The sequence below is a fragment of the Chloroflexota bacterium genome, assembly GCA_016887485.1.
GTDB lineage: Bacteria > Chloroflexota > Anaerolineae > Anaerolineales > Anaerolineaceae > Brevifilum.
Genome location: CP069394.1, coordinates 698994 through 717963, shown reverse-complemented (window position 1 = coordinate 717963; position 18970 = coordinate 698994). Strand labels below are relative to the sequence as shown.

At 48.9% G+C, this 18970-nt stretch carries 19 protein-coding genes; 15 read left to right on the top strand and 4 right to left on the bottom strand.

The genetic code is table 11. The features are described from left to right. The first annotated feature begins 9 nt into the window (after nucleotides 1-9). The 4 genes from JR338_03310 to JR338_03295 are packed head-to-tail and all read left to right on the top strand — an operon-like array spanning nucleotide 10 to nucleotide 2939. Nucleotides 10-1284, top strand: coding sequence for a hypothetical protein (locus tag JR338_03310; GenBank protein ID QRN83798.1), 1275 nt, complete (start codon nucleotides 10-12; stop codon nucleotides 1282-1284). A 7-nt stretch (nucleotides 1285-1291) separates the two neighbouring features. Beyond that, nucleotides 1292-2485: a cell division protein FtsZ gene (gene ftsZ, locus JR338_03305; GenBank protein ID QRN83797.1), complete on the top strand. Its 1194-nt coding sequence runs from the start codon at nucleotides 1292-1294 to the stop codon at nucleotides 2483-2485. A 1-nt stretch (nucleotide 2486) separates the two neighbouring features. Further along, entirely contained in the window at nucleotides 2487-2705 is a 219-nt protein-coding gene (locus JR338_03300) for a hypothetical protein (GenBank protein ID QRN83796.1), read from the top strand. Between the two features lie 12 nt (nucleotides 2706-2717). Next, nucleotides 2718-2939, top strand: a complete 222-nt coding sequence (locus JR338_03295; protein ID QRN83795.1) for a hypothetical protein — start codon at nucleotides 2718-2720, stop codon at nucleotides 2937-2939. Between the two features lie 62 nt (nucleotides 2940-3001). On the opposite strand, the gene JR338_03290 is transcribed toward JR338_03295, so the two are convergent. Next, nucleotides 3002-3898 carry a hypothetical protein gene (locus JR338_03290; protein QRN83794.1) on the bottom strand — a complete coding sequence of 299 codons (897 nt, stop codon included), beginning with the start codon at nucleotides 3896-3898 and terminating at the stop codon, nucleotides 3002-3004. A gap of 360 nt (nucleotides 3899-4258) precedes the next feature. Between JR338_03290 and JR338_03285 the strand changes: the two genes are divergently transcribed. Then, entirely contained in the window at nucleotides 4259-4495 is a 237-nt protein-coding gene (locus JR338_03285; GenBank protein QRN83793.1) for a hypothetical protein, read from the top strand. Here JR338_03285 and JR338_03280 read toward each other — a convergent pair. Next, entirely contained in the window at nucleotides 4474-5892 is a 1419-nt protein-coding gene (locus JR338_03280) for a glycerate kinase (protein QRN83792.1), read from the bottom strand. The genes JR338_03285 and JR338_03280 overlap by 22 nt on opposite strands. Nucleotides 5893-6057: 165 nt before the next feature. On the opposite strand from JR338_03280, the gene JR338_03275 reads away from it, so the two are divergent. From JR338_03275 to JR338_03260, 4 genes are all read left to right on the top strand, one after another. Then, entirely contained in the window at nucleotides 6058-8154 is a 2097-nt protein-coding gene (locus tag JR338_03275; GenBank protein QRN84340.1) for an acetate--CoA ligase family protein, read from the top strand. A 79-nt stretch (nucleotides 8155-8233) separates the two neighbouring features. Beyond that, nucleotides 8234-9415 carry a metallophosphoesterase gene (locus JR338_03270; GenBank protein ID QRN83791.1) on the top strand — a complete coding sequence of 394 codons (1182 nt, stop codon included), beginning with the start codon at nucleotides 8234-8236 and terminating at the stop codon, nucleotides 9413-9415. 45 nt (nucleotides 9416-9460) lie between these two features. Continuing rightward, a complete protein-coding gene (locus tag JR338_03265) occupies nucleotides 9461-10234 on the top strand; it encodes an HAD family hydrolase (GenBank protein QRN83790.1) in 774 nt (257 codons plus the stop codon). A gap of 32 nt (nucleotides 10235-10266) precedes the next feature. Then, nucleotides 10267-11286, top strand: coding sequence for a L,D-transpeptidase (locus JR338_03260; GenBank protein ID QRN83789.1), 1020 nt, complete (start codon nucleotides 10267-10269; stop codon nucleotides 11284-11286). 2 nt (nucleotides 11287-11288) lie between these two features. Here the strand turns inward: JR338_03260 and hemW are convergent, their stop codons facing one another. Beyond that, on the bottom strand, nucleotides 11289-12473 hold the full coding sequence (gene hemW / locus JR338_03255; protein QRN83788.1) for a radical SAM family heme chaperone HemW: 1185 nt from the start codon (nucleotides 12471-12473) through the stop codon (nucleotides 11289-11291). A gap of 91 nt (nucleotides 12474-12564) precedes the next feature. On the opposite strand from hemW, the gene JR338_03250 reads away from it, so the two are divergent. Continuing rightward, nucleotides 12565-13728 carry a LysM peptidoglycan-binding domain-containing protein gene (locus JR338_03250; GenBank protein ID QRN83787.1) on the top strand — a complete coding sequence of 388 codons (1164 nt, stop codon included), beginning with the start codon at nucleotides 12565-12567 and terminating at the stop codon, nucleotides 13726-13728. A gap of 70 nt (nucleotides 13729-13798) precedes the next feature. Here the strand turns inward: JR338_03250 and trxB are convergent, their stop codons facing one another. Continuing rightward, complete coding sequence (trxB, locus tag JR338_03245; protein ID QRN83786.1) at nucleotides 13799-14743, bottom strand: thioredoxin-disulfide reductase; 945 nt, start codon at nucleotides 14741-14743, stop codon at nucleotides 13799-13801. 204 nt (nucleotides 14744-14947) lie between these two features. Here trxB and JR338_03240 point away from each other — a divergent pair, with 204 nt between their 5' ends. From JR338_03240 to JR338_03220, 5 genes are read left to right on the top strand one after another with little or no spacing between them, the layout of a single operon-like run. After that, on the top strand, nucleotides 14948-16315 hold the full coding sequence (locus tag JR338_03240) for a dipeptidase (protein QRN83785.1): 1368 nt from the start codon (nucleotides 14948-14950) through the stop codon (nucleotides 16313-16315). Between the two features lie 17 nt (nucleotides 16316-16332). After that, complete coding sequence (locus tag JR338_03235) at nucleotides 16333-17229, top strand: DUF1385 domain-containing protein (GenBank protein ID QRN83784.1); 897 nt, start codon at nucleotides 16333-16335, stop codon at nucleotides 17227-17229. A gap of 21 nt (nucleotides 17230-17250) precedes the next feature. Continuing rightward, a complete protein-coding gene (locus JR338_03230) occupies nucleotides 17251-17862 on the top strand; it encodes a helix-hairpin-helix domain-containing protein (GenBank protein QRN83783.1) in 612 nt (203 codons plus the stop codon). Further along, complete coding sequence (locus JR338_03225) at nucleotides 17859-18503, top strand: hypothetical protein (GenBank protein ID QRN83782.1); 645 nt, start codon at nucleotides 17859-17861, stop codon at nucleotides 18501-18503. Before JR338_03230 ends, JR338_03225 begins: the two co-directional genes overlap by 4 nt. Nucleotides 18504-18519: 16 nt before the next feature. Further along, a complete protein-coding gene (locus JR338_03220) occupies nucleotides 18520-18969 on the top strand; it encodes a GatB/YqeY domain-containing protein (protein ID QRN83781.1) in 450 nt (149 codons plus the stop codon). Nucleotide 18970: the final 1 nt, after the last annotated feature.

Genomic DNA, 18970 nt, shown 5'->3' with positions numbered 1-18970 from the left:
GGAAAAATTATGGCCAACCATCAGCAAATCCTGGGCTTCTCCTATTTTTCGGCCCCTGAATTCCTCATCAAGAACCGTATTGATACCTGGTTCCCCATTCTAAAGGAACTCGGTGGCAAACAATTGATCATTGAAGCAAGTTTCGACAGAGCCATTCCGGAAGATGTTTTTCAAACGGCCTATATCAACGACCAGGAAATCATTATTCATTTCACCGAAGAGCTTCCCCTTGCCAGGAAGTTCAATGATGTCGCCATCCTTCTGGATACTTATGCCAAATGGGGCGTGAAGTATGTCATTTTGGGCTCCCAGCCCAATTGCAAGTCCGGCTGGACCAATTCCGGTTGGCGGAATGACAACCTGGTGGATCACTTCCTCGATCGCTTTATCCCCCTGGCTGATTACATTGAAAAACTAGGACTCATCCCCGTCTTCCCACCTCTCCAACCCGGCGGCGACTACTGGGATACTGCCTTTCTTGAAATGGCTATTCGTGGCCTAAAACGTCGCCAAATGGATGCCCTTTTGGAGAAATTATGCCTGGCAAGCTTTGGCTATACCTTCAACCGATCACTGACCTGGGGCGAAGGTGGACCTGAAAATTGGCCCTCAACGCAACCTTATGCAACCCCTGAGGGCCAGGAAGACCAGTTAGGTTTCAATAATTATGAATGGCTGCAAGCCATTGTTGAGCGCACGACCGGAAAACGTCCCACCGTCCTGATTATGGACGCTGGCAATCCTGCTGTGGAGCTGAGCCTGGCAGGCGCAGACACCTCTCTTGAGAGGCTCCAATTAATCGTGGAAGCCTGTCATGGTGCGGAATCAGAGGCAGATTACAGTCTCCCCACTCTAAATGGCTCCATCCTAGCTTGCACCTTTGATTTGGACACACTCTCGATGCTCCTCGGTGGAAACCTGTCTGTAGCCTCGCTAAAAAGCATTTTTGGTATCAATGATTGGAATGCCTCAGTGGCTGAAGGTAAATCCACGTTCAAAGGTAAACCTATCACTCATTATCTCCTGCTCCCCACTCATGAGACCGGTGTGTCGGATGTGGTCCTGAAAAAGGTCCGCCCCATTATCAAACAGTGCAATCCCACAATCGGTTTCTCACTTGAAGAAGCCAAATTAGCCAAAAAGGTCTCGGTATTCCCTGATCCCGTGATCTTCCCTGATGCTAAGATCGCCGCCCTCAGGGCTGCTGGTTGCACAGTGGAGATCCTCCCGCAATCCGGAATAGAAATTGCAACATTATTACATGGTATGTCATCTAGAAATTGAGGTCAACATGATGAATTCTCAATCCACTGAAAAAGTCAATAGAACACCCATCGAAGCCAAGCCACCGGTTATCAAAGTGGTTGGCCTGGGCGGTGGTGGCTGCAACGCTGTTAACCGGATGATCGAACATGGGATGTCCGGCGTTGAATTCATTGCCTGTAATACGGATGTTCAAGCGCTGGAAAGCTCCCTGGCGGATGTCAAGGTTCAGTTAGGCCCTAAATGCACCCGAGGCCTCGGTGCTGGCAGCCTGCCTTCAGTCGGTGAAAAGGCCGCTGAGGAAAGCTTCCAGGCTTTGGCAGATGCCCTCGATGGTGCAGATATGGTCTTCCTGACCGCAGGGATGGGCGGCGGGACCGGGACTGGCTCCATTCCAGTTGCAGCCCGTGTTTCCAAGCACCTTGGTGCTGTGACCATCGCTGTTGTGACGACCCCCTTCTCGTTTGAGATGACTAAACGCCAGAAAAATGCGGTGATTGGCCTGCAAAAGCTCCGCCAATACACCCATACCCTAATAACCGTGCCTAATGACCGCCTACTGGAGGTTGCGCCTGAGGACCTGACCCTAGAAATGGCCTTCAAAATGGCGGATGATGTCCTGCGCCAGGGCGTGCAGGGTATTTCCGAGTTATTGACGGAAACCGGCCTGATCAACGTCGATTTCGCCCACATTCGGCATGTGATGGAATTGGGCGGCGGCGCATTGATGTCCATTGGGACAGGCGAAGGCGAAGGTAAGGCACTGAAAGCCCTCGACCAGGCTCTGAACCACCCCCTGTTAGAAAAAGTGGATCTCAGCACAGCAACCGGTGTGATCGCCAATTTCACCGGTGGTCCGGACCTAACTTTTGCAGAAGTGGCCGAGACTTTGAACCACCTGCATGAAGAAGCAGGTAACGCCGCAGAGATCATCCCTGGCGTGATTAATGACCCCAACCTGACTGATCGTACCCAGGTGATCCTGATCGTCACTGGACTTGGCGGACTGCCATTGGAAAAAGCCATTCCCGGAGCTGAGAAATACCTCGCTGACCTTCCGGTTAATGACAGCATTCCGCAGTCAGAACCGGCTTCCTCATATTTTGAGATGCCAAATAAACAGCACCGGGAACCTGCTTTTGCCTATACACCCGGGCAAGCACACATCAACGCCAATGATCTTGATGTCCCGGCCTTCCTCAGAAAACGGATGCGAGGCTGATATGGAACGCAAAGTTCTCGAAAAAGTCTGTCAGCAGGTTTATCGCCGTTATCCAAACCTAAAAGGTAAGAGCCCGAAGGTCACCTCGCAGGGCAATGAACGCTATCTATTGCTCTTCACCGGATCAGGAGAGACGCCGGACGGAATGACCATCAAACAAACCGTCCGAGTGGTCACCGATGACACTGGCCGCATCCTAAAAACATCCACCAGCCGCTAACAGGAATGCACCATGAATAGAAAACGATTAGTTAGGAAAATGGAAGTCAAGTTTTGGGACACCGTCACCCCACTAATGGATGAAAACGGCCCAATTCTGAAAACCAAGAAGGTACTCAATAAGACTCTCCATTCCAAAGCTGGATTTCTGGGTTTGCTCATTCTGGTCTGGAGCGCTGTAGGCTTTACAGCCGGCATGGTTATCGGAAAAGTGATCAGTTTATTCCCTGGATAAACAAAAGGATATGATTAATGTAATAAGGGCTGATTTTCTCAGCCCTTTTATTGATTTTCGGATTATTGAAGCAGTGGAATGATGTTCTTGATAACATCTTCCTCCGTCTCCGGCTTGGGGACATTGTCATATAGTGTCCAGGTCTCCAGGTGAGAGATTTGCCCCTTAGGTGGAATGGATTCAATTGGGCCAAGGCTTTCAACCTCCAAGATGTCCTCATTGGTGAACATCTCAAAATTCGCCCCCAGATCAGGATAAACCTCGCCAAATTGTAGCGGTGCTTGTTTGACAAATAAGGCATTATGGTTGGCATAACCCGCCCAGCCATCTGTGGAATAAATCCCAATTTTTTCGGGTGTATGGTTTGTTGGATCTTGCTTAAGTAACAAATAACGCTTACCAAACACCCAACGGGAATCGCTAAGGTCGGTATATGGCCAGATTGAGAGCGTGCTGGTCGGCAGGAGGAATTCCGGATGCGGTCCCCGGGGAGGGAGCGTGAGAATACCCACCCCACCAGGTGCCATAACGGAAAGTGCCCAGGGTGCCGTTTCTACCGTCCAGAGGTTGTGATTAATCAGCGTATGTTTGACTTGCACCACCGGTTTATCCGGTGACAAGGTGATCTCAAGTTGTTTTTGTAAGCCAGTGGTGGGTTCAGGTTTTTGGGTAGCGATCAAACCATTTTTAATTTCCTGGATCAGAACCGGTTCAACATCAATGTAATAGGATCTTGGGATGCCTTCCGGTGCATGCCAGAGGCGATGGCCCCCAAAATTCATCCATTCTTTGCCTTCGGTTTTTCCCATCTGATCAGCGAACTCTTTGAACATATTTTCTTTGCCGATAAAACCAAATCGGATGATCCTAGGTCCAACATCGCTGGTGACGATCAATTCAACGAGGTCATTGCACAGCCGGTAACAATTGTCCCAGCCGCCATAGCTAACCTTTTTCATATCAGATCCTTTCCACAATCACTTCAGAAACGCTTCTTCTATTATAAATCAGACTTAAACTAGTCTTCCGATAATTAATAGGTATCGCTGTTCATCAACGTTACGATTCATTTATCTAACTGTAATAATAACGATCCAGTCTAGACATTTTCGCAATTTTGAGAAAAAAAAAAGATAAAAGTCTTCGATTATCAATAGTTGACTACGCGAATTCAATGGTTTTCGTTGTTATTTAAAGCCTCAAATCAGGCCATTGAAGCCTGTTTTGTGACCAGGCAAACCTATAATCTAGACACCTTAGAAATATGCAGGAAAAGTACAAATACTTGGTGCCGCAATAGTACAAAGGTTTATTGAGATATGAGACGACAATTATTTTTTGAAAAAACATCCTATAACCAGCTCACACCCCGTGAGATTTCGGTTCTCTCTGCCGCTAAGAATAATGAGGCGGTAAGCGCTATTGCAGACAACCTGCATGTGCCTCAATCCATCGTCTTCCGACATCTGACCAACATTATCAACAAACTTGATAGCTCAGATGCGAAATTAGCCCACCAATTGACCTTTGCCTATCATATTTCGTCTGCTGCATAAACCCAATCACCTTTATCAATAAAGATAAAAATTAAATCATTGACATTTGTCCCGGTTGCCCCAGTCATTAGCAGGCAGCCGGTTTGTTTTAAGTACTCATAGGCGTCATTATTGGCAATATATTCCTCAATATTCAACCCGAGTTTTTCAGCCCCTTCTTGATAGACCTGGCCATCCGCCACTGCCCCTGCCGCATCCGTTGGGCCATCATCGCCATCTGTCGCCAATGAGATGAAGAGCATGCCCTCCTTTTCTGCCAGGAACTTCACCATCCTCACCACCAGATCCTGATTGCGCCCCCCCTTTCCCGTTCCCGTCACATTGACAGTTGTTTCACCGCCCAGGATAAGACACTTGGGCCATGCTTCATCCTTTCTTATCACTGTTTCTACCAGAATAAGTTCCCCCAAACCAATGGCAACCTCGCCCGTTAATCCGGTCAAGATCGTGGTCAACACTTTTGCATTGAAACCGAGTTTCTCAGCTTGTTTTTTGGCCGCCAGCGCAGCCAAAGTGTTTGTCCCAACCAAATGATTGCTAACAGGCATACTGTCGAAATCACTGGGTTTCACCGTCTCAGGTAGTTTCCCTACCAAACCGCTCTTCAGAACATCTCTCACTGGTTTTGGCATGAGCTGTTGCAGGTGATATTTCTCAACAATGGCCCAAGCATCTTCAAATGTAGTCGGATCGGCCACTGTTGGACCAGATGCGATCATATCCAAATCATCACCAATAACATCTGAAAGGATAAGCGTTTGAATCCGAGCTGGTGCCCATCGAGCTGCCAGTCGTCCGCCTTTAACCATATCCAAATGTTTGCGGATGGTATTGATCTCCTGAATATCCGCGCCGCTCTTCAACAGCAAGGTCGTCATCGCCTGTAAATCTGCAAGGGTGATCCCCTCGACTGGATCGGTGAACAGGGCCGACCCACCACCCGAGATGGCTGCAATCACCAAATCTCTTTCAGTAAGTGAGGGAATCCTGTTGAGGACTTCTCGGGTTGCCTGGACAGATGCCTCTGAGGGTACAGGGTGACCACCTTGAAAGACCTCCAGTTTGTCTAAAAAACCATTCATCTCCAGAAATTTCGCATCCTTCGTTACCGCGAATGCTTTCGCAATCAAATCATCCAGGCCATCCAAAACCGCCATCGTCATTGGGACCGAGGCTTTACCAACTCCCACGAGAAAGATCCGATCAATTTCTGCTAATTCGACTCGCTCTCCATTGAATTCAATGGCATTTTCATCCCTCTTAATATGGTCTTGAACACAGGAGTAAGGATCCACAGCATTGAGCGCCGCAGCCATAACCACCTTAGCAGCTTCACCCATTTGTCCATTTCTGTGTAGCACTCGATTTTCAAACGATTCTGTGGTTATCAATGCCATCCATACCTCCTACGATAATCCTCATTAATAACTGAGATAATTGTCATAAACGAATAACTCAATGAAATTATACGGTACAATAGCGGATGTTGAATTTGTCAATTGAGCAATTAATGTTCAAAGCTTATAAATTAATCTTTTTAGGAGGATCTCGTGGATGATGCAATTACCGGTCTTCTCAGACCAAAAGGTATAGCAATTGTTGGTGCTTCAGACACACCAGGAAAAATTGGGCATACAGTAGTCAAGAATCTCATCGAAGGTGGTTATGAGGACGGGATTTACCCGGTCAACCCCAAAGCCGATGAAATTCTTGGTTTAAAGGTCTATAAATCTGTACTGGATATCCCCGGTCGTGTTGATGCCGCTGCTATCACTGTCCCAGCCAAATTTGTCTACAACGTCGTTAAAGAATGCGGCGAAAAAGGCGTCAAGGGTTTGATCATCATCACCTCTGGCTTCGGCGAGGTTGGTGAAACCAAACTTGAGCAAGACATCGTGGATTTAGCCCATGAGTATGGTATGCGGATCCTCGGCCCGAACGTCGTGGGTACCCTTTCCAACTCAGATAAATTGAATGCATCATTTGCACCCTTCCTTCCTCTTAAAGGTTCAGCTTCATTGGTTTCCCAGTCCGGCGCTCTGCTGATCGCCATGGATGCCATTACCTACACCCGCAGGATCGGCTTCGACAAATTGATCTCCATCGGCAACATGTCCGATCTCAACTTTGCCGACATGATCAACTACCTTGACGAAGATGACAACACCAAATGCATCACCTTCTACATCGAAGGTCTCAAGGACGGTCATCGGTTCATCGAGGAAAGTCGAAAAGCTACCAAACCGATCGTCGTACTCAAATCTGGTGTTTCCGAACATGGCGCGGCTGCTGCCGCTTCCCACACCGGCTCATTGGCTGGTGCCAGCAAGGTTTATACCGCCGCTTTCCAGCAGGCCGGTGTGATCCAGTCAACCGATCTCAACGATCTCTTTGACTGCACCCTTTCCTTATCCCTGCAGCCCCCAATGAAGGGCGACAATCTCCTGATCATCACCAATGGTGGTGGTGTTGGCGTGCTCGCAACCGACTCAGCCGAAACCGCTGGTGTCCCTTTGAAATTCGCTCCCAAGGATGTGCAGGAAGAGCTCAAGCTCCACATGCCCGCTTTTGGATCCGCCAAGAACCCTGTTGACCTGACCGGTATGGCTGGCAACGATTGGTACCATGACACTGTCAATTTCGCTTTCGGTCACAAATGGGTTGATGCCCTGGTTGTCCTCTACTGTGAAACAGCCATGACCAACCCGATGGAAATCGCCAAGAGCATTCATAAAGCAATCTCAGAGACCGGCATCAAAGATAAACCTGTCACGGTTTCCTTCGTCGGTGGTGAACGCTGTGAAGAAGCTATGCAATGGCTGGTTGAGAACAATATCCCCGCCTATGATGCCCCCGATCTCGCTGTCAAGGCGATGGGCACCCTGCGTGACTACGCTCGCTTGCAGGAAGTCAAGAGCGTGAAACCCTACGAAAACAAGAAAGCGGACACCAAAACTGCCCGTGAGATTATCGCAGCCGTTCGTGCAGATGGTCGTACAGCCCTCACTGAGATTGAATCAAAACGCATCTTCTCATCCTACGGTCTGCCGGTCGTTTCAACCGAACTGGCCACAACCGAAGATGAAGCTGTGAAACTCGCAGAATCCAATGGTTATCCCGTTGTTCTAAAGATAGTCTCCCCTGACATCCTCCACAAATCGGATGCCGGTGGCGTGAAAGTGAACATCAAAGACGAAGCTGGCGCTCGTGCAGCCTATCAGGAAATCCTGAAGAACGCCAAAGCCTACAAAGCTGACGCTAACGTTCACGGTATTGCTGTTCAGCACATGGCTCCCTGGGCAACCGAGATCATCATCGGCTCAATCAATGACGCCACCTTTGGCCCCACCGTCATGTTCGGCTTGGGTGGTATCTTTGTGGAAGTTCTCAAAGATGTGACCTTCCGGGTTGCTCCCATTTCGGAATCCGAAGCAGAAACCATGCTCAACGAAATTCGCAGCGCTCCCATTCTGGATGGTGTGCGCGGTGAATCAGCCCGTGACAAAGCCGCTTTGGCCGATGTCCTGGCTAAATACGCTTTCATGGTTTCCGACCTGGCCGACGAGGTCAAGGAATCGGACGCCAACCCTGTTCTGGTCTACGAAAAGGGCGATGGCGTGAAAGTTGTTGATGCTCGCATCATCTTAAAAGACAAATAAGTCTAACTAGCCTAACAATAAAGCCACTGTGTGAGTAATATTATCCACAGTGGCTTTTATATTGGTTAAAATAAAGAGCATGCGAAAGAATAAGGTAAAGACCCTCAAAATCCAGCCCAAAGATTTTTCCGGCAGAGCTTATTTCCCTGGCACGGAAGACCATCCCTTCCACACCATCAATTCCCTTGATAAATACACTTCAGTCCTCCCAGCCTTCCTGTATCCCCTGATATTTGCAGGGTTACTTTATTTATTTACCGGCGACTGGGTTCGCTCGCTAATTTATTTTGGTTTTATTCTCACAGATTTACTCATTCTCACCCTGCTCCCCAGGTTGAGGGTTTCATTTGGGCCGCCCACCCTGCCAATGATCTTTTTAGCCATCTTCAGGTTCCCCTTTATGCTTCTGGGATTGCCCCATGCCATTGTTTTTCAAGCCTTAGGCGCCCTGATGGTCATCTATGGATTCATTATCGAGCCACAAAGGCCAAAAGTTGAGCGATATAGTATCACCAAGTGTCAAAATGGTAAACCTGGGGTGATCAAGATCGTACATATCAGTGACCTACATATGGAATATCTCACGCGAAATGATGAACGAGTGATTAGGACGATCAACAATCTTGGACCGGACCTGATTCTCTTCACGGGCGACTTTTTTAACCTTTCCAACCAACACGACGAACAAACCAATCGCGATATTGTCCATTTCTTCAACCATCTCCCGCCATCCAGTAAGATTTTTGCCGTAACAGGCAGTCCGGCTGTGGACACCGGTGAGAGTCTCGATTGGATCCTGCCCCAAATGAACATTCACCTGCTGAAGAACGAATTGAATACTCTGGATTTCCAAGGCAACAGCATCAATATTTACGGCCTGACTTGCAGTCACCGGCCTGGTGAGGACAGTCTGAGGCTCCAAACCCTACTGCAAGATTCACCCCCAGGTGGCGATGTCAATATTCTGCTCTACCATTCTCCTGATCTGGCGCCGGAAATCTCTGGCTTTAACCTGGATCTCCAACTCTCGGGGCATACCCACGGCGGTCAAATCCAATTCCCATTCATCGGGCCTATTTTTGCCGCCTCCCTCTATGGGCTGGCATTCACAAATGGTCATTACCTGGTGAACGATAAACTGAACCTGATCGTTTCCCGCGGACTGGGATTGGAAGGCTCAGCTGCCCCGAGGGTCAGATTTTTTAGCCCACCTGAAATTGGCCTCATTACTTTGGAATTTCTTCCAGATAATGTACAATAAATAGCGATAATTGTTGATAATAATAAGAGAAAGATATTAAGTCTAATGAAGAATTTTATAATTGATATGGACGGAGTCCTCGTTCAGGGCAAGCAGATTATCCCTGGTGCGGATGAATTTATTACGCGGCTGCGGAAACAGAAACGAAAATTCCTTTTGCTGACCAATAACCCGATGTATACACCTCGGGACCTTGCTCACCGCCTTCAGGCGATTGACATTCAAATCGAAGAGAACCAAATCTTCTCCTCAGCCCTTGCTACGGCGGCATTCCTGCACCAGCAGCGCCCCGATGGCAAAGCCTTTGTCCTCGGAGAAAGCGGCCTGACCGAAGCGATCCATGATATTGGCTACATCATCACCGATGTGGAACCCGATTATGTCGTCTTAGGTGAAACTCTGGCCTATGACTTCCAGATGATCAAGAAAGCCATCCGGTTAATCCACGATTCCGGCGCCCGGTTCATTGCCACAAATCCTGATGCTTCCGGACCCAGCGAGGGCGGTTTAGTGCCCGCCTGCGGTGCGATGGCTGCCTTGATTGAAAAAGCCAGCGGTGTTTCTCCCTTCTTCGTCGGCAAACCCAATGCCCTGATGATGCGCACTGCTCTAAATTACCTGAACGTCCATTCAGAAAATACAATCATGATTGGCGACCGGATGGATACGGATGTTGTGGCTGGTGTCACCAGCGGTATGGAGACAATCCTCGTACTCAGCGGCTCCACCAAGGAAGAAGATATTGATAAATATCCCTACCTTCCGACTTTCATCCGAAAATCCGTTGCGGAGATCATGCCCGAAGAATTTGACGATTGACAGTACCCATCCACTGGGTATAATCCTGAGCTATGACCAACAAGACCTATTCGCGCAGGGATTTTCTCAAATTAGGCGCGCTTAGCCTGTCCTCCCTGGCATTTTCCCCACTAACAAAAACCGATGAACCCACCCAGCGTCGTTTGATGCGGGTGGGCTCTGAAAACGTGGCTATTCGTTATCTGCCATCCGATGACAGCGCAATTTTCTATCAACGCTATCTCGATGACCTGATCAATGTCTATAGCACAGTCGAGTCACCGGACGGCCCTGAATGGAACCCCATCTGGTACAAAGTCTGGGGAGGATATGTTCACAGCGGTCACCTGGTCGAGGTTGAAAATATTCTTAACAATGTTGTAACCAGCATCCATGCAGATGGTCAGCTTGGTGAAGTCACGGTTCCGTACACCCGGGCCTATCGGTATACCTCCTATGGCTGGACGGAACTCTCCCGGCTCTATTACCAATCCGTCCACTGGATCATGGACATCATCACCGGGCCGGATGGCATGCCCTGGTATGAGCTCGAAGATGAGCTAACCCGGCTGCGTTTCGCTATACCTGCTGAACACATGCGCATCATCCCGGATTATGAGCTGGACCCCATTCATCCTGAAATTCCCGCCGGTCAAAAACGAATTGAAGTGTCTCTCTCTCGTCAGGAACTGACCGCTTTTGAGGGCAGCAGTATCGTTCTTCAGACCAAGATTTCCAGCGGCCTGCTCACGCCTGAAATGGCGACCCCGGCTGGTGATTTCCACATCCAATCCAAATATGCCTCCAAACACATGGGAGACGGGCATATCACATCCAACATCCATGCCTATGAATTGATGGGCGTGCCCTGGTGCTGTTTCTTTGTCCTGGAATCCGGTGTCGCCACCCACGGCACCTACTGGCATGACAATTTTGGCATCCAAATGAGCCACGGCTGTGTCAATATGCGTAATTCTGATGCAAAATGGCTTTTCCGCTGGGCGGAACCCGCCTTTGACCCCCATCTCTTCACCCGCACGATGGGGTATGGCACCCCAATTTCTGTTGTCTAGTCTCAGACAAATGCCATAAAGACCTGATTGGCGACCATGATTCCATGGTGCGTCAACCGGATCCGTTTATCATCCCCATCACCTGCCCATTCCAATAAACCCAGGTCCAGAAATCGTTCGATTTCTGTGCTGAATTTATCTTCCAGCGGCACCTGATAACGCTTATAGAATTCGCTGGAATTAACACCTTGTTCTATCAAACGCAATCCCAACATCAACTCATCATTCATCCGAGTTTCAAGATCAACAAATTCACTGGAAATGATTGCTGGTGTGTCAGGGAAAGTGAAATCATTAAATTCATTTGAATTCATTCTTAACAGATAATCCGCCAGTCTGGGTGTATTGACCAGGCGCTGATGTTCAAAATACCCCTGCGCCCCTGCTCCAGCGCCAATATAGGGATCGTTCAACCAATACTGCAAATTGTGCCGGCAGCGATAATCTCTGTTGGCATCCACCTTTGCCCAGTTTGAGATTTCATAATGTTCATATCCGGCGGCGGACAGCATATCCATCGCCAGTTCATACATATCTGCCTGAAGGTCCTGATCCTGGGGTTCAATCAGGCCTTTTTGATGCCAACGATAGAGAGCAGTCCCCTCTTCTATGATGAGAGAATAGAGCGAGAAATGCTCCGGTGAGAGGTAAATCGCCCTTTGTAAGGAATTTCGCCAGCTCTCCAGGTCCTGCCAGGGTAATCCAAAGATCAGGTCCAAGTTGATGTTATCAAACCCCGCCCTTCTCGCATCTGTTACTGAGTTGATCACATCCTGAATATTGTGAATGCGGTCCAGCCTCTTTAGGTCAAATGAATCCGTGGATTGCACCCCCAAACTAAGCCGATTGAACCCAAGTGAGCGAAGGCCATGCAAGTAAGCTGGGTTAATCGTCCCTGGGTTCGCCTCCAGGCTAATCTCGCAATCCTCCGTTAGCTCATAGCTTGCCCTTATTGCTCTAAGGATATTTTCAAAATTCTTAAGCGATACCAGAGAAGGTGTCCCTCCACCAAAGTAAATGGAATGAAGTTTGATTTTTGAAGAGCAATTAGTGGCTATACGAAGTTCTTTGTCTAGCGCATCCGCATAACCCGGCAGATCACGCTCGCGCCCGGCAGTTGTGATAAAATCACAATAATGACAGCGATGTTTGCAGAATGGAATATGAATATATAGGCTGGTATTCATAATCCCAGTTATACCACTACCCCTAAAGTAATCCCTAAATTTTTTTCATGGTCAAGTTCTTTGCCTTGGGGTATACTAGTCCAGAATTATTATGAGCCAAGAAACGAATAACACCAAAACGAAACTATGTCCCGTTTGTGGAACGCGCTTGAATGAGTCCGCAACCAGGTGCCTTGTCTGTGGTACAGAATTGGATGCCAAAGCAGATCTCAAGAAAAGCAGCGGCGTCAAGGCCAAAAGGCTACCTGAAATCACACTCAGCCTGCCTGCAGCGCTGGGACTTCTGGCACTATTCATTACCCTTGGTGCCGTCGTTGTCTTCCTGATCCTCAGTGGGTCAGCTCAAGATGGCAATCCGGAAACAGTTGAAGCAATGGGCACGGCAACAGTCAGCCCCACGGTCTCACTTACCCCAACAGTTACCCAAACGGCAACCATGGAACCGACCTGGACGCCTTTACCCACCCTAAGCTATGTCGTTAAAGCGAACGAAACCTGTTCTGATATTGCTTTCGCCTTCGGTATCTCAGTCCAGAGCATCATCCTTGAAAACAACCTAACTTCTGACTGTATCCTCTATGAGAATCAGCAGCTAAACATCCCTCAGCCTACCCCTACTGCTTCACCGCAGCCCACAGCAACCCTGAGCGATGTTGAAAAGACCGAATCAGCGTGTGGCACCGTGGAATATACTGTACAAGCGAACGACACACTTAGCACGATCGCTGATTACTATGATGTGAGCATGACCTCCATTAAGGAATACAATGGCATGACGAGTGACACGGTCTTTGAAGGTATGCCACTGACCATTCCGCTTTGTGAGCGAGTACCCACTCAGGGCCCCACCCCGACCCCAACGACTCCCCCGCCTTATCCCGGCCCCAATTTGTTGCTCCCTGCGGATGGCGCTTCGTTTGTTGGATCAACGTCTATCACCCTCCAGTGGGCAGCGGTCGGCGAATTATTAGGTGATGAAGCTTATGCAATCACCATCGTTGATCTGACCAGTGACAACCGCGAGACCATCACAGATTTCGTCACGGATACTTCCTACATCCTCCCGCAATCCATGATGCCGACGGATGGCATCCCCCATATCTACCGCTGGTCCGTTTACATCGCAAGACAGGTTGGTGGTGGTGCAACAGAAGCTGACAACTGGGTCTCTGCAGGTAATCTAAGTGACCAACGGGTATTTGGCTGGTTCAGTACAAGCAGTTCCGTTCCCGCAACCGTCACACCAACACCCTAAGCTGGATCTATACGTAACTAAAAAACCGGAGGTAGTAACCTCCGGTTTTTCTTTTTATGAATATAAGCACTTATCCAGCTTCCAGGTTTTCCAGGAAATGTGTGGCCTGAATGGCTGCCGCAGCGCCCATACCTGCAGAGGTGATTACCTGGCGGAAATGAGAATCAGTGATCTCGCCGGCAGCATAAACACCTGGCACCGACGTTTCCATCACACCATTAGTGATGATATAACCGGCCTTATCCATATCAATTTGCCCTTTAAATAGCATTGAATTGGGGATATGACCAATGAATATGAAGATACCGTCCGTATTATGGATCGTTTCTTCCTCAGTCTTGACGTTTTTCAGCTTGACGGCATTCACAGCGTCGACACCCATGATTTCCGTCACAACGCTATCCCAAACGAATTTGATCTTGGGATGTTCCATTGCCCGTTTGCGCAGGATGGCTCCAGCGCGGAGTTCATCTCGCCGGTGAATGATCGTGACGCTGTTGGCAAAGCGTGTCAGGAACAGACCTTCTTCCAAAGCGCTGTCGCCGCCGCCAACCACAACAATATCCTTATCCTTAAAGAACCATCCATCGCAAGTCCCGCAGTAGGAGACGCCCTTACCGGTGAATTCCTTTTCCCCAGGGATTCCAAGTTTCCTTGGGTCTGCACCGGTGGTGATGATCAAACTCTCGCACTGATATTCTTTCCCATAGGATTCAATTTTGATGGGTCGTTGTTTCAAGTCAACGGATGTCGCATGATCCATAATGATCTCGGCGCCAAACCGCTCAGCCTGAGTCTGGAAAAGCATACCTAACTCAGAGCCACCCACACCTTCAGGAAAACCAGGATAGTTTTCAATCGTATCCGTGGTTGCCGCCTGACCATGCAGGGACATTCCAGTGAGAACCAGTGGGTGCAGATGCGCCCTGGCAGCATAAATTGCCGCAGAAAGACCGGCCGGTCCCGATCCTAAGATGATCAGATCTCGTTGCACAATCTCTTTTTCATTTGCCATATTGTCTCGGCCTCCTTAGTTAATTATCAAAATTATGATGCGATTATGCCGGAAACGGTTACAAAATACCTTATCCATTATGCCTAACTGGAAATCCTCCGTCAAGTAAAATACCAAAATATTAATCAAAATCAGACTAAAATTACCAATTTTTACTAAGATGACATATAATTCAGGAGGTCAATTTCAACTGGAAGGAATAAAATGACATCAAACAATATCTCTGAGGCAATCGCCTACTATCAATCCCATTATGACGATCTGTTCAGCCAGTTTAAAACGCTCCTGAGTATCCCATCCATTTCAGCTTCCGAAGAAGCCAAGGGTGATATTCTAAAGGCTGCGAATTTCATCGTTGATAAACTCAAATCCATTGGCTTGAATAACGTCAAAGCTTATGAAACCCCTCGCCATCCCCTGATTTATGCGGATTATCTGGTAGATCCGGAAAAGCCCACCGTTTTGATCTATGGGCATTATGACGTCCAGCCACCTGACCCCTTGGATGAATGGAAAACGCCTCCCTTTGAGCCTACCATCCGAGACGATTACCTCTTTGCCCGCGGCGCCTCTGATATGAAAGGGCAAATTTGGGCCAATATTTCAGCCCTCGAATCCATCCTCAAGACCAGCGATCTTGCCGTCAATATCAAGATCTTGTTTGAGGGTGAAGAAGAGATTGGTTCCCCCAGCCTCGATCCATTCCTTGAAGAATATAAAGACATGCTCAAATGTGATCTTGTCTTGAATACGGATGCCGACATGCTGGCGCCCGATCAACCGACAATCATTTACGCCCTGCGCGGCCTGGCCTATTTTGAATTACGGATTTACGGTCCCAATGCAGACCTTCACTCCGGCATTTTCGGCGGAGTCGTTGATAACCCCGCCAATGTTCTGGCAAAACTTATTGCAGGCATGCACGATGAAAACGGAACCGTTACCCTGCCCGGTTTCTATGATAAGGTCCGCAAGATCAGCCCCCAAGAAAGCGATGAGCTCTCCCGCATCGGCATGGACGATGAATTCTTCAAAAAGATCACCGGCGTCCCTGCTCTGGGTGGCGAGCAAGCCTTCCCACCAGTTGAGCGGATCGGTGCCAGGCCGACTCTGGATGTGAACGGTCTCTATGCCGGCTATATTGAGCCCGGTGCCAAGACCATCATTCCCGCCTACGCAATGGCCAAAATCTCTACCCGACTCGTACCGGATCAGGACCCGAAGGACGTTGAAAAAGGCCTGACAGCGTACCTCGAAGCCCATGTGCCGAATACCGTGAAATGGGAATTGATTTCAATGTCCGGTGCGCCCGCCTATATTACAGATGAGGCCCCCGGGGTTGATCTCTTCATGCAAGCCTTGGAAGAGACCTGGCATGTCAAGCCGATTAAGAAACGTGAGGGTGGCTCCATTCCCGTAGCGACCTCTATGAAGAATATCCTCGGCGTCGACTCCATCCTGACCGGCTTCGGCTTGCCCGACGATCAAATCCATTCGCCGAATGAGCGACTCCACCTGCCAACCCACAAAAAAGGCGTGCAGGCTCTGATCCGTTTCTATTTGAGCTTCTAAAGAGTTAAGGACAAAATGTGAAAGAAAGAATGCCCTCTTATGGCGGCCAGGCAGTGATTGAAGGCGTGTTAATGCGCGGTCAATCCTCCATTGCAATGGCGAACCGCAACCCTGAAGGCGAAATCGTCGTCAGTCAGGAACCCCTGACCGGTATCTATATGACCAATATCCGAAAAATCCCTTTCCTCAGAGGCCTCATCATTTTATGGGATGCCTTGGGTTTGGGGATGCGGTATCTAACTGATTCAGCAAATATCCAAACCGGCGAGGATGAGAAACTGGAAGGCCCTGCGCTTTACCTGACTCTCGCTTTCTCTCTGTTAATGGGGATTGGTTTGTTCTTTCTCCTTCCAGCCCTAATATCGGGGCTATTAGAAAAGGTCATTACAACCAGCCACTGGATAATCAACCTGATGGAAGGCCTCCTGCGTTTGATCATCCTGATAGTCTATTTATGGGCTATCGGAAAGATGCCCGATATTGAGCGGGTTTTCATGTATCACGGTGCTGAGCACAAAACCATCAATGCGTTTGAGGATAACGCTAATTTAACCCCCGAGGTTGTCAAAACTTACTCTCTCGAGCATCCTCGGTGCGGTACTTCCTTTATCCTAACCCTGGTGCTGCTCTCGATCATTGTTTTCTCTCTCTTCGGGCCGCTTCCTTTACATTGGCGGTTGCTCACCCGCGTCCTGATGATCCCTGTGCTGGCGGGTATTGCCTATGAATACATTCGCTGGATGGCAAATCACCTGGAATCGCCCTTCGTGAAAGTGCTCATCAAGCCCAACCTGGCGCTGCAGCAATTGACCACCCGCGAGCCCACCGAAGAAATGCTGGAAGTCTCAATCACCGCTTTTGAAACCATGTATGCTATGGAACAGGCAGAGAAAGAAGATTTTCCGGTCGTTTAATTACCAATTTTGGAGGGGAAAATGAATAAACCTTGGCTATTACTCCTGTCCGGATTACTCATCGGGCTGTTGGCTGCGGGTCTGATCCTATTGATCGCTCAGCCCAGGCAGGGTGTCCCAATTACTTTGTTACCGGCACCCACCGCCACAACCACCGGCTTGCCCCTGCCCACTCGAACTCCAGAGCCCATCCTGGTCCAAATTGGCGGTGCTGTCCATTCACCCGGCGTCTATTCCCTCAATGCCGACGCGAGATTGGAAGATCTGATCGTTGCAGCAGGTAATCTGACCTCGGATGCGGATCTCGATCGAATCAACGTCACTATGAAGTTGCAGGATGGTGAATATTACTACCTTCCTGCCGTGAACGAAGATATCCCGGAAACCGCCGCTAATGCACCGGGTTATATCGCCAGTGATAACGGGTTCAGCTATCCACTAAACCTCAATACGGCAACCCAGGAAGAGTTGGAATCTCTACCTGGGATCGGCCCCTCCAAAGCCGAGGACATTCTGATCTATCGAGAACAACATGGTCCCTTTGCCACCCTCGACGATCTGGTAAATGTCAGCGGAATTGGTGATGCAACTGTCGAAAGCCTGCGAGATTATTTAGTTGTGGAACAACCATGAAAAGCAAATATCATATTGAAATGACCCGCGATGCGCTCGAAGGTATTTTTTCAGACAAAGCGCTTCAAACCATCATCCGGGCCAATATCTGGCAAGATCGACCCCAAAACCAGTTCAGTCGGGACTATATCCATTTTGATGGGAGCGCTTTTGAGGCAGGATATGCCTATATTGCCCATCAAAAACAAGCCATCCTATCCTTTCTCAACTCAGGCAAAATTAAACCTGCCCAAAAGGCTTTTGGACAGATCATCCACACCTGGCAGGACTTTTACAGTCACAGTAATTACGTCCAGCTTTGGCTCAAGCAACATCCAGAAACCATCCCGGATGAAATTGAGCCGGCTGACCCATCCAGTCTCAACAGCCCGGAACTCTTTTCCGGTGTCAATTATGGTCTGATCGAGTTCATCGCCATGCTTCCCCTCCTATCCAAGTGGGTATATGAGCGTATGCCGGATGATTCGCACGCCAAGAACAACATGGACGACCCGCTAGCCAATCCTCTCTTCCCCTATGCCATAGCTGCCGCCACGAAACGTACCCGTCTCGTTTGGCGAGAACTACAGGTAAAATTCAAAGAATACCATCTCCCTCAGCCGTTGATTGACCAATTCCTTGGCAGGGAAAACAATAACTAAAGGTATAATAAATCTCATGAACATGAAACAGGAAATTCAACAGGCGTTAACCGCGGCCATGAAAGCCCGAGATGAAGACACCAAACGCACTTTGCGTCTAGTCATGTCTGCCATCAAAATGGCCGAAGTGGAAGCGAAGGGTGACCTGGACGATAACCGCATCCTCGGTATCCTCCAGAAGGAAGTCAAAACCCGGGAAGATATCATCACCGAATCCAAGCAGGCTGATCGAGCTGACCTGGTAGAGGCTGCCGAGAAAGAAATGGCGATCCTTAACCAATTCCTTCCCCAACAGATGAACCCGGCAGAACTCAAAGCACTGGCACAGGGTGTCATCACCGAGTTAGGCGCATCCAGCGTGCGCGATATGGGCGAAGTGATGAAACAACTGATGCCTAAGCTGGAAGGCCGCGCCTCCGGCTCCGATGCCAGCAAAGCCGTACGGGAAATCCTCCAGACCCAATAAA